The sequence below is a fragment of the Megasphaera micronuciformis F0359 genome (assembly GCF_000165735.1).
GTDB lineage: Bacteria > Bacillota > Negativicutes > Veillonellales > Megasphaeraceae > Megasphaera > Megasphaera micronuciformis.
In genome coordinates, this window is record NZ_GL538208.1 from 161,032 (window position 1) to 172,671 (window position 11,640).

At 44.1% G+C, this 11,640-nt stretch carries 12 protein-coding genes; 6 read left to right on the forward strand and 6 right to left on the reverse strand.

Going from position 1 to position 11,640, the window contains the following annotated elements; translation table 11 throughout:
• Window positions 1-51: 51 nt before the first annotated feature.
• The 4 genes from HMPREF9429_RS09020 to HMPREF9429_RS04520 all read right to left on the reverse strand — a co-directional run bounded on the left by HMPREF9429_RS09020 (window position 52) and on the right by HMPREF9429_RS04520 (window position 4,078).
• Window positions 52-219 carry a FeoB-associated Cys-rich membrane protein gene (locus HMPREF9429_RS09020; RefSeq protein ID WP_071585511.1) on the reverse strand — a complete coding sequence of 56 codons (168 nt, stop codon included), beginning with the start codon at window positions 217-219 and terminating at the stop codon, window positions 52-54.
• Window positions 220-268: 49 nt separating this feature from the next.
• The gene (gene feoB, locus HMPREF9429_RS04510) at window positions 269-2,656 is read right to left on the reverse strand and encodes a ferrous iron transport protein B (RefSeq protein WP_040773806.1); all 2,388 of its coding nucleotides are present in this window, start codon (window positions 2,654-2,656) and stop codon (window positions 269-271) included.
• 12 nt (window positions 2,657-2,668) lie between these two features.
• A complete protein-coding gene (locus HMPREF9429_RS04515; protein WP_040773809.1) occupies window positions 2,669-2,902 on the reverse strand; it encodes a FeoA family protein in 234 nt (77 codons plus the stop codon).
• A 240-nt stretch (window positions 2,903-3,142) separates the two neighbouring features.
• The gene (locus HMPREF9429_RS04520; protein ID WP_006941988.1) at window positions 3,143-4,078 is read right to left on the reverse strand and encodes a YitT family protein; all 936 of its coding nucleotides are present in this window, start codon (window positions 4,076-4,078) and stop codon (window positions 3,143-3,145) included.
• Between the two features lie 203 nt (window positions 4,079-4,281).
• On the opposite strand from HMPREF9429_RS04520, the gene ispE reads away from it, so the two are divergent.
• The 4 genes from ispE to HMPREF9429_RS04535 all read left to right on the forward strand — a co-directional run bounded on the left by ispE (window position 4,282) and on the right by HMPREF9429_RS04535 (window position 7,522).
• Window positions 4,282-5,127 (forward strand): 4-(cytidine 5'-diphospho)-2-C-methyl-D-erythritol kinase, encoded by an 846-nt coding sequence (gene ispE / locus HMPREF9429_RS04525; RefSeq protein ID WP_006941989.1) that lies wholly within the window; start codon window positions 4,282-4,284, stop codon window positions 5,125-5,127.
• Between the two features lie 12 nt (window positions 5,128-5,139).
• A complete protein-coding gene (locus tag HMPREF9429_RS04530; protein ID WP_006941990.1) occupies window positions 5,140-5,859 on the forward strand; it encodes a GntR family transcriptional regulator in 720 nt (239 codons plus the stop codon).
• 15 nt (window positions 5,860-5,874) lie between these two features.
• Window positions 5,875-6,012, forward strand: coding sequence for a hypothetical protein (locus HMPREF9429_RS09165; RefSeq protein ID WP_006941991.1), 138 nt, complete (start codon window positions 5,875-5,877; stop codon window positions 6,010-6,012).
• A gap of 115 nt (window positions 6,013-6,127) precedes the next feature.
• A complete protein-coding gene (locus tag HMPREF9429_RS04535) occupies window positions 6,128-7,522 on the forward strand; it encodes an FAD-binding oxidoreductase (protein ID WP_006941994.1) in 1,395 nt (464 codons plus the stop codon).
• Between the two features lie 182 nt (window positions 7,523-7,704).
• On the opposite strand, the gene HMPREF9429_RS04540 is transcribed toward HMPREF9429_RS04535, so the two are convergent.
• Window positions 7,705-8,874 carry an IS110 family RNA-guided transposase gene (locus tag HMPREF9429_RS04540; protein WP_040773813.1) on the reverse strand — a complete coding sequence of 390 codons (1,170 nt, stop codon included), beginning with the start codon at window positions 8,872-8,874 and terminating at the stop codon, window positions 7,705-7,707.
• A gap of 272 nt (window positions 8,875-9,146) precedes the next feature.
• Between HMPREF9429_RS04540 and HMPREF9429_RS04545 the strand changes: the two genes are divergently transcribed.
• Window positions 9,147-9,854: a hypothetical protein gene (locus HMPREF9429_RS04545; protein ID WP_006941997.1), complete on the forward strand. Its 708-nt coding sequence runs from the start codon at window positions 9,147-9,149 to the stop codon at window positions 9,852-9,854.
• Window positions 9,855-10,080: 226 nt separating this feature from the next.
• The gene (locus tag HMPREF9429_RS04550) at window positions 10,081-10,344 is read left to right on the forward strand and encodes a SemiSWEET family transporter (RefSeq protein ID WP_040773816.1); all 264 of its coding nucleotides are present in this window, start codon (window positions 10,081-10,083) and stop codon (window positions 10,342-10,344) included.
• A gap of 414 nt (window positions 10,345-10,758) precedes the next feature.
• Here the strand turns inward: HMPREF9429_RS04550 and HMPREF9429_RS04560 are convergent.
• Window positions 10,759-11,640: IS110 family RNA-guided transposase (locus tag HMPREF9429_RS04560; protein WP_006942005.1), on the reverse strand; the 882-nt coding region annotated here is incomplete at its 5' end.

Consider the following 11,640-nt stretch of genomic DNA (forward strand, 5'->3'; position numbering starts at 1 on the left):
GGAGCGGATTTTATAAGAAAAGAGGATTCCCGTAAAGGAACCCTCTTTTCTTTATTTTTTTGTCGAATCAGATTTTGATTTTCTGGTCGAGCAGCAGCTGCCGCCGCCGTCACAGCAGGAGCAACCGGAAGACCCGTTAAACATGCCGCGTACATGTCTTACCATGTAGATGACGGCAATAAGGATTACAATTCCTACAATAATAGTTGCCGGACTCATAAAATCGCCTTCTTTCTAAGAGGCACGACATCGTCCGAAAAAGTAATGCTTACGCACCCAATCCGGCGAGCAATGCTAAATGATATGTTGCAAAAGCAAATACATAAGCTAAGACAAGACCGAGTCCTGCCGAAAAGCCCATACATTTCCAAGAGTTTGTTTCTCTTTTAATAACTGCCAAGGTAGCAACACAAGGCATGTACAAGAGGGTGAAGACCATAAGCGAGAGTGCTACGGCCTGATTGAAGTCGGGGTCGTTAGCCAAGTAAGTAACAAGGCCCGCTTCGTGCTTGTCATCGGCTTGAACGCTGTAAATAGTAGCCAAGGTGGAAACCATAACTTCTTTAGCCGCCGTGCAGGCAACAATACCTACGCCGATTTTCCAGTCGAAACCGAGCGGACGAATAGCCGGTTCAACTACGCGACCGAGACGAGCAGCATAGCTCTGGCCGATTTTTTCGGCATTTTGTTGAGAGTCGAGATCTGCCGTTGCATCGTCAGCTGCTTTTTGTACATCGAAGAGCGGTAAAGCTTGAGCGTATACCGTCGGATTTTCTTGCTGTAAGTCTGCAAATGCATCGGGGTATTCCGGTTTGGCTTGGGCTTCTGCAGCCTGTTGAACGTCACTGACATCCTGATCTTCGGCGGCAGCCGCATCGTCAGCATCTTTTTGAGCCTGAATCATGTCGTTATACATGTTGTTCAGTTCTTCGTTGTCTTCCATGCTGCTCAAGCCGTAAGAGGCGAGAATCTGAGATTGTTGCTGTTCAGCCGTAGCTGTTACCGCATCCTTGGCAGCGTCATAATCCTGGGAATAATCGACATCCATCGGATATGCCGTCAAGAACCAAACGAGAATGGACGCACCGAGAATAATCGTGCCGGCTTTCTTCAAATAAAGTATCGTACGTTCCCACATGTGCATGAGCACGCCTTTTAAGGTCGGAATGTGATAGGGAGGCAGTTCCATAACAAACGGTTCCTGGTCCCCCTTAAATTTCGTGCGACGCAAGGTAAGCGCAAGAACGATAGATACAATAATACCGAGGAGGTAGATACCGAAAAGAACCGTACCGCCATAGCCGCTTGCACCGAAGAAGGCCGCAATCAGCAAGGTATAGACGGGAAGACGAGCCCCGCAAGTCATGAAAGGAAGTGCCAAGATAGTAACCATTCTATCCCGTTCGTTATCGAGTGTACGTGCCGCCATAACCCCCGGAACATTACAGCCGAAGCCTAAAATCAGGGGAATAAAGGACTTCCCGTGAAGGCCGAAAGAACGCATGAGACGGTCAATAAGAAAGGCTGCACGTGCCATATAGCCCGAGTCTTCAATAATACTGATAAAGAGATATAAGAGGACGATAAGGGGAACGAAACTCAAGACCGCCCCTACACCGCCGATAGCACCGTCTACGACAAGAGAGCGAAGCTGTTCGTCGACAATGACGTTATTAAGCCAGTCGCCCAACATACCGAACCCTTTTTCCAGCCAATCCTGCGGATAAGCACCGATATCGATAACCACTGTAAACATGAGCCACATAAAAAAGAGGAAGATAGGAAGTCCTAAGATTTTATGTGTAAGAACGCGGTCAATCTTATCGGAGAGAGTATCGCTCGTACCTGCCGAGACAACGGAAGCATTATAGGCTTGGACAGCGAATTCGTGACGAAGCTGTGCAAAGTGGAAGTCAAGATCCACCTTGTCCTTCAGTGAATCGCGCAAAACCGTAGCCTTGGATAAAATATTTTCCGTATCGGGGAGAGCTTTTATTTTCTTAACTACGTCGATGTCGTTTTCCAAAAGCTTAACGGCAACCCAACGGTACGGATAGGTAATGGAAGAAGCCGCTTCAATAAGTTTCTGCAACTCTTCAATAGCCGGTTCGACCACGGGACCGTAATCTACCTTCGGGTTCTTCAAGTTTTTCAGCTTTTCCGTATCCGAAACGGTTTCCAAAAGTTTATCTATGCCGACGCCCTTACTGCCTACGAGGGGAACGACAACGGCTCCGAGGCGTTCACCTAACTTATCCAAATCGATTTTAACGTTCATACGGTCGGCAATATCCATCATGTTCAGCCCCACAACCATAGGCCGTTCCAATTCGGCGAGCTGCGATGCCAAGTATAAATTACGTTCCAAGTTGGACCCGTCAAGAATATTGACGATAAGGTCCGGTTTTTCATTGATAATAACGTTACGTGCGACGACTTCATCCAAAGACCGAGCCGTCAAACTGTACGTGCCGGGCAAATCGATAAAGAGAAGGTCTTTACCGTCATAGATACAGTGGCCTTCCTTTTTTTCAACCGTAACACCCGGATAGTTACCTACGTGTTGCTTGGCTCCGGTAATGTTATTGAAAATCGTGGTCTTACCGCAGTTCGGATTACCGGCCAAGGCAATGCGAATCGTATTGTCAGAACTCATAGTCATATCCCCCTAGTCGACGATTACGCTAATCATGGCCGCTTCACTTTTACGAAGCGCCAAAGCGCATCCTTTTACTTTTACTTCTACAGGATCCCCTAAGGGAGCTGTTTTGACGACTGTAATATGAGAGCCTTTAACGACGCCCATATCAACCAGGCGATGTTGGACATTACCGTGTCCTTCCAACGATTCGACAGTGCCGGAAGTCCCCACTTCCATGTCTGCCAACTTTTTGATACTCAAAACACTACACCTCCTGAAATCGATTAAATGATAAAATCACATGAAAAAACGATAACCTATATCATATGATAATAGCATTCATTTCATTCCATCAGTATATAGAAGTAAAAGAAGACTGTCAACAGGAAAAAATAGTCATTATCATTTGTTTTTGTGACGATTCATATGAGCGGATAGTTAGCGATAAAATAAAAAGCTTTTACCGTGTTATTCACAGTAAAAGCTTTGAGGGGAATATTTTTAATAATCGGGGGGAATTGTTCTTTTTGTTCTCGGCATGTTCGGAGCCCCGCCGGGCGGCACATAAAGTTTAGGAGACGGCTTACTGAACCCCGAACCCAAGACGTCGGAAACGTCATTGATGGTCATGAAGGCATAAGGATCGACCTTGTTGACGATTTCTTTTATTTTAGATACTTCCGTTAATTTAATGACGGTGTAAATAATCTGCTTGTCTTGAAGCGTATAGGCACCCTTACCGTTTAGGAAGGTAACACCGTGTCCTATGTAGCGCATAATGACTCCGGCCATCTGCTCGGGACGAACCGTTACGATGGTAATGGCTTTGCGCTGATTGAGACCGACGACGACCTTATTTGTTACGAAGGCACTTACGTATGAAGAAATAAAGGTCAGTACGGCCAATTCGAGGTTAAACATATAAGCGGCCCCCATAAGGACGAAGGTGTTAAGCCCCATGACGACATTACCCATCTCCAGGTTGTAGAACTTCTTGGCAATGGCACCGATAACATCGAGGCCTCCCGTGTTGCCGTTGTAACGATAAATAATACCCATGCCGATACCGTTTAAGATACCGCCCATGATGGCAGCCGTCATGGGATCGTGGATGAGGTTGAAGTCGGCAAAGAAAGACGTGGCGTCAATGAGTGCGGAATACATAATGGTACCGATAATGGCAAGGATGGTATAGCGCCGTCCCATAAACCTGTAACAGGCAATAAGAACAGGAATGTTCATAATAAAGTTGCCCGTACCGACGGGAAGACCCGTAGCGTAATAAACCATGATGGCAACACCGCCGATGCCGCTACTCAATAAGTGTTGAGGAATGAAAAATCCGTTAATACCTATAGCCGCAATGACGCTGCCGATGAAGTTCGCTATATACGGAATAAGCATCTGCCTGGTCGTCAGCTTTTCTTGTTGACGCATGTCCGCATGCACCGTCCTTTAATCAGAATTGTAAAAGCAGGGAGAAACCGTTATAATACAACGTAATAAACAGATTACAAGAGCCTTATCTTACCATGTATTTTGCGTATATATTACATGCGTATTATAGCATGTTGGGATTGGGAAGTTAAATAGAAACCATAAAAAGATTTTATAACTATATAAATCTGGGGAGAGACGGCATGATTTCAGAGTCTGCCTACGGTAAAATTAATTTAGCTATGCGAATTGTCGGTCGCCGGCCCGACGGATATCACGAAGTGGATACGGTCTATCAATCTGTAGCTTTGCATGACACGGTCACAATAGAAGAAAGCTCCGTCTTTAGACTGACGGCGGATCGGAGCGATTTAGTATGCGATGAGACCAACCTTGCCTATAAGGCCTATAAGGCTTTGGCGCCTTTTTGTGAAGTGCTGCGCCCTGTGCATATCCGTCTGGAAAAACGGCTTCCCGTGGCAGCGGGGCTGGCCGGTGGCAGTGCCGACTGTGCCGCTGTTTTGCGCGGCTTGAATCGCTTTTGGGACCTTAATCTGAAAGCTTCCGATTTGGAACGCATCGGGGCGGCCTTGGGGGCGGATGTTCCCTTTTGTGTGACCGGCGGCACGGTCCGCGGTAGCGGTATCGGTGATATTCTCACCCCTTTGCCGTCATTGCCGGCATGGGAAGTTCTTATACTGCATCCCCATGTATGCGTCGAGACGCGTAAGGCTTATGATCTCTTTGATAAGGCCGAGTCGGTATCTTTTGTCGATGTAGGTGAAATGGTTGACTCCGTGCGTAGTGCGTCTTTTGAAGGTATTTGCAGGGCCATGGGAAATACCTTTGAGTCCTTCATAGTGCCGCTCGTTCCCGAAGTCAGTGAGTGTAAAGCGGCTTTAAGTCGTTTCGGGCTCAATCCTCTTATGTCGGGAAGCGGGCCTACCGTTTTTGCCCTTGTACCGCCTGAGGGAGACGGCGCTTTTTTTGCGAAACGGTTGGAAGAAGAAATGAAAAATACGGATGTAATGTTAACGTCCTTAATATAGGAAGGGATTAAAGTGAACAAAGAACATAAATTGGAACCCATACGCTTGGACACGTATAAGCCCCTGCGTGACGTTGTCAGTGAAGCTCTAAGACAAGCTATTAAAGAGGGCATATTAAAACCCGGAGAACGCTTGATGGAAATTCAACTGGCCGATGAGTTGGGCGTAAGCCGTACGCCTATTCGGGAAGCTATTCGCAAGCTTGAATTGGAAGGCTTTGTCGTCATGATACCGCGTCGCGGGACGTATGTAGCCGATATTTCTTTAAAAGATGTAGTTCAGGTATTTGAAATTCGCAGTGCTTTGGAAGAGTTGGCCGCCGGCCTTGCGGCAGAACGCATCACCCCCGACGAATTGGAAGAACTGGAACGTATTTTAGTAGAGATTAACGAATATATAGACCGTGACGAATTTGATAAAATCGTCGATACGGATATTCGTTTTCACGGCGTTCTCTATCGTGCCAGTCGTAATAACAGACTGGTCGATATTTTACATAATTTACGGGAACAAATGCTTCGTTTTCGTTCCATATCGATGCATTATCCCGGTCGTTTAGCCGCAACGTGGGAAGAACACAGACAGTTGGTGGAAAGCATTGCTAACCATAACAGTGTTCAAGCTCGAAAAATAGCAAAAAAACATATGGAAAATTCGGAAAAAACCCTTATAATGGGTATTAAGCGGGATAAGGATTCAGCCCGATTGGTACAAGAATTATTTCCGCACTAAGAAAAGGAGTAATACATGGAAGCAAATATGAAGGTAGATAAATACCACGAGCATGAAGATTCATTTGAAGCATTCTTAGGATACTTGGCTAAGGGAGCCTTCGTACTCATGTTCGGCCGACTGATTATTGCCTGGGCTATGGGTACCTTATAATCTTATAATAAGAGTACAAGAGGCTGTCATGCGAAAGGGAAGCGAAGGTCGTTTTTGTATGTATGTACAAAAACGAAACGCTTCTCTTTTTATTTCTCGTTAAAGGGTGGTATAGATGAAATATAATGCGGTTACTGAAGAATTGTTGCAAGAATTGCGACAGGTTGTGGGAGAAAAATACGTAAAGACGGATCCGTCCGTCTTGGATATATATAAGGCCGATGAAAGCTTGGCTCCGTCTTATTGGGTTATGCCCGAAGTGGTGGTGTTGCCGGCGGATGCACGGGAAACGGCGGAAATTGTAAAACTTGCCAATCGGTATAAAGTGCCCTTAACGCCTCGCGGTGCCGGAACAAGTGTCAGTTGCGGAGCCGTACCGGCACAAGGCGGTATCGTAGTTCTTACGGAGCGGATGAACCGCATTCTTGAATGCAGTGAAGAGGGAATGTATATGGTCGTCGAAGCCGGCGTAAGAACAGCGGATATTCAGGCTTTGGCCAAGTCGAAGGGACTTATGTATGCCGGCGACCCGTGTAGTGCCGACAGCTGTCTTATAGGCGGAAACTTGGCAACCAATGCGGGCGGTAACAAAGCGGTTCGTTATGGCACGACGAGAAATCAGGTATATTCCGTTGAAGTCGTATTGCCTAACGGAAAAATCGCGACTTTCGGCAGCACTTTGAAAAAATGCTCTACCGGATTTTGTTTAGATCAACTGATTATAGGGAGTGAGGGGACACTGGGGATTATTACAAAGGCCACGTTGAAACTCGTGCCTTTAAGCCCTTTTCATGTAGACGTTCTCGCAGTTTTTACAAAATTAAGCGACGCTGCCGAAGCGGTACCCAAAATCGTTAAAGCCGGTATTAATCCGACGTCCGTTGAATTTATGGACGTATCCTTCGTGCGCAGTGCTTGTGAGTACTGCAAACTGGATTTGCCGCACAAGGAAGACGGCTATTATGACATCATTACTATAGAAGCTTTTAACGAAGCGGAGCTGGATGAAAAAACGGAAAAATTGATGAAGATTTGCGAAGAATGTCATGCTACAGACGTTGTAGAGGCTGACGATCGCGTTTGGAGCGTACGCCGTAACTGCCTGGAAAGTACGCGAACCTATTCGAAAGTGGGCACATCGGAAGACCTGGTCGTTCCTGTTACGAAAATTGCAGATTGCATAAAAACACTGATGGAAGAAAGCAGGAAATATGATTTTCGGCCTTTTTGTCTGGCTCATGCCGGAGACGGAAATATTCACTTTCAAATCCTGAAATGTGACATGAGCGATGAGGATTGGGAAAAACAGTTGGAACAATTTCGCGCTGTTGCCTATCCGTATGTATACTCTTTAGGCGGCAGGCTATCGGGAGAACACGGCATCGGGCTGAAACGCTTGAAGTATATGGAAAAATACACGGACCCGGTAGAACTGGAATTTATGAAAACTATAAAGCAGGCCGTGGACCCCAACTGGATTATGAATCCCGGCAAAGTGATAGAGCCTTAAAACCGGTATAATTAGACTAACTATTAAAAGTCAATTGGAAAATAAGATTTTTTGAATAAGACATCACCAGATGTTTTAGATAGCCCGGAGGCAGGCTTAAGCCTCAATCAGTACCTTGAAAATCGCATGACAAATAGAACATCTAAACAGGTGCTCTCAGAAAAGGATGTGAAGTTAATGAATTATCTTCGGTAGGCTTCGCCTGTAAGTTCCATTCGGTATATGGTGCGTACCAGTTTTTTCGTTGCATGACCGATAGCAACATTATAGTGCTTGCCTTCGCCTATCTTCTTTGAGAGGTAAGCTCCGAAATTCTCATCCCACTTGCAGACAAATTTCGCGGCATTGAACAAAGCATATCTTAGATAACGAGAACCTCGTTTCTCCATATGAGAATAGCTAGAATCCAGTTGACCTGATTGGTAGGTAGAAGGTGACAACCCTGCAAATGCCAGTATCTGATCAGCATAGTTGAATCGAGTGAAGTCACCAATCTCTGCAAGGATCATAGCTCCCATACGATAGCTAATCCCAGGGATTGTCATAATCGGAGAGTTACAAGTGTCCATGATGGATTTGATGGAATCTTCAATTTCATCAATCTCTTCCGTCATCACCTTAATCAAATGGATGGTGTGCTTTAGTTCCATTGATTTTGCCGGTATCACAGAGCCGATAGAGTCCCTGGCGGTGTTTCTTAAAGTAATCGCCATATCTCGTCCGTAATGGCCTTTAGAGGCTGTTTCTAGGAGATTTTTGAGATGGGTAAGATGACATTCGGTAATGTAAGAGGCTCCGGGAAGTTTGGACAGCAAGGAATACACCGAAGCCATATGAAGGCTGGGGACGAGTTTTTCCAGCTCCGGAAAAAGGATGTTTACAAGACGAGCTACGGAAGATTTGAGTTTTGCCCGCTCCTGAACCTTGTCGAAACGATAACGAGTTAATGACTTAAGTTCTTCGTTATGATATGATATGTCTGAGTAGGGCTTGAGAGTCTTATTAGTCATTAACATCATAGCAATCGAACGGGCATCGACTTTATCCGTTTTCGTCTTTCTAAGGCTTAGACCTTTTCTGTAAAGATTGGTATGTAACGGGTTGATAACACAGGTGGGTAGACCTTTATCAATGAGCGATCCGAGAAGATTGAGTGAGTAGTGACCGGTAGCTTCAAGACCTACTTTTATTTTGGTCTTATCATCAGTCACAGAGAACATCTTCTCATACAGCTCATCAAAGCCCGCCTTGTTATTCGGAATAGTAAATACCGGAAAGAGCTTATCGGCTTCTGATCCCAAGATGCAGCAATCGTGTTTATCCTTTGCAACATCGATACCAACATAGATCATCCACATGATCCTCCTTAAAAGTATTTGACGCTGTATTGGATCCACAGGGCTCTCTGCCGATGTAACCTCGTTCTACATAAACCGTCATGCGGTATCTAACTGATTAACACTTTGACAAAGAGGCTGTGGTTGGAGCCTTTCTGTAACCGTCTATGCGGTAGGAGGCAAAGACCAATCCACAGCATCTTCAACAGCATACCCTATACCTTAGAACAGGTAAAGAATGGGTATGACTATATAATACGAGGAAGAATAAAATATGTCAGTTTACATTGCCTGTTGTTAACAATTTAAAGAAAAATTACGACTTCATTTTTGTTACGGTCAGAAGAGAACAGGTAGAGGAGGCATTACAGACCTTAAAGGATTGTCCCTGTAAGAATATTGTCACCATGGTAAATACAGCGGAAAGCTACGAAAAGTGGGAAAAAATACTGGGAAAAGGACGTTTGATTCCTGCATTTCCGGGAGCGGGGGGAGAAATGAAGGGAAAAGTGGTAAAGGCATCGTTGACACCGGCGCTGATTCAAAAGACAAGCTTTGGGGAAATTTCCGGAAAGAGGACGAAGAGAGTAAAACAATTGGAGAGCTTGTTTCGGAAAGCGAAAGTTCCCTATGAAATATGTCCTTCCATGGAAGAGTGGCAACTCTGCCATCTTGCTTTGGTGGTGCCTTTGGGGGATGCCATACGAGAAGGTAAAGGAAATCATTTGGATGCGGCAGGGAATCAGCAGTTGATGAAAAAAACTACACGTCGAATAAAAAGAAATCTATACCTTTTACAGAAAAAGGGAGTGAGAATCATCCCGCAAAAGTTAAAGTGCTTATCTTATCTTCCGGACTCGATTTGTACTTTCGCTCTTACAAAATTGTTTTGTTCAAAGATTGGAGAAATCTATATTTATCCTCATGCACATTATGCGGAGCAGGAAATGCTATATCTTCATAAGACTTTCTACCGGCATATGAGGAAGCTTTGATAGCCGGATTGGCATTTAATACTGTCAATTTTACTTAATCTTAGATTTGTTAAATTCGATTTCCATTTTTGCATCTGAACTTACATTTTATGAAGAAAAATCATAAAAAATTATTTGACGAAAATAAAAAAAATATTATAATTATTATTGTAACTTTCTTAAAAATAGATATTTACGATATTATTTAATGATTTATAGAAATCGTATCAATGGAAAGGAGAAGCAGATGACCAAACAAAAACTTAATCTTTTGGTAGGGTCTATTGGAGCATTTATTGGAATTTTTGTCTTTATTGCCTATATCCCTCAAATTTACGCCAATTTACAAGGAAGCAAAGCGCAACCGTTTCAACCATTATTTGCTGCAATTTCCTGCCTGATTTGGGTTATTTATGGATGGACTAAAGAACCGAAAAAGGACTGGATTCTCATTATTCCTAATTCAGCGGGAGTGATTTTAGGGGGATTAACCTTTCTTACTGCTTTGTAACTTTATATAATGAATATACGAGCCGGCAAATTTTTTAAGAGGTTTGCCGGTTTTTTTCATGGACATTGTAGGATTACAATACATATCTTACATCACAACTAAAGAGATGGGAGTGCTTCGTGTTATCACAGTAACGGAGAACATTCAAAGAGCCATAAATGCTCTTGAAAACAGCGCCCCTGTTATCACCGCCCGTTGCAATAGGGATAGTCTTCTTGACATGCAATTTAAAAGGATATACGCTATCAATTGATAGCGAATATCTTAGACTAACTATTAATGGTCAAGCATAAAATTTAGATTTTCAGAATAAAATACGGAAACGTATTTTAGATAGATTAGTACATTGAAAACTGTATGACGAATAGAGCATCAGCGATGATGCTCTCAGAAAAGATTATGAGCTAATTTAACTTATAAAGGCTGATATGACGTATGGGTTATTTCCATCCGAAAGATGGTTCTGACAAGCTTTTTAACCACATGGCTTATTGCGACATAGTAGTGCTTGCCCTCTGCCCGCTTTTTTGACAGATAGAGCCTGAATCGCTCGTCCCACACAGAAGCATATATAGCAGCATTGAAAAGTGCGTAACGCAGATACTTAGAGCCACGTTTTTCCATGCGAACATAAGAAGATATTAGCTGTCCGGACTGGTACGTAGACGGAGATAGTCCTGCATAAGCAAGAACTTGATCTGCATTGCTAAAGCGTGCAAAGTCTCCAATCTCTGCTAGAATCATTGCACCCATACGATACTTGATGCCGGGAATAGTTGTAATTGGAGAACCACACTCATCCATGATTTTCTGAATGGACTGCTCGACTTCTTTAATATCGGAAGTCAGTGTGTCAATTCGGCGGATTGTCTGCCTGAGTTCCATTGATTTAGCCGGCATAAGTGATCCGATAGAAGATTTTGCAGTCTCTCTGATTTCGATGGCCTTTTCACGACCATAGTGCCCTTTTGAAGCATCAGCAAGTAGAGCTTTCAGGTGGGTGAGATTGGAACTTGCGATAAAATATGCTCCCGGCAGTTCCTGAAGAAGACGGTATACCGAGTTCATGTGCAGAGTCGGAACAAGAGACTCAAGTTCCGGGAACAGGATGTTTACAAGCCTAGATACTGAAGTTTTCAGTTTCGCACGTTCTTTAACAAGCTCAAAACGATAACGAGTTAATGACTTCAGCTCCTCGCTGTGGTAGGATGTACCTGTATAGGGCTTGAGTGTCTTATCAGTCACAAGCATTTCAGCAATGGAGCGGGCATCGACTTTATCCGTTTTCGTCTTTCT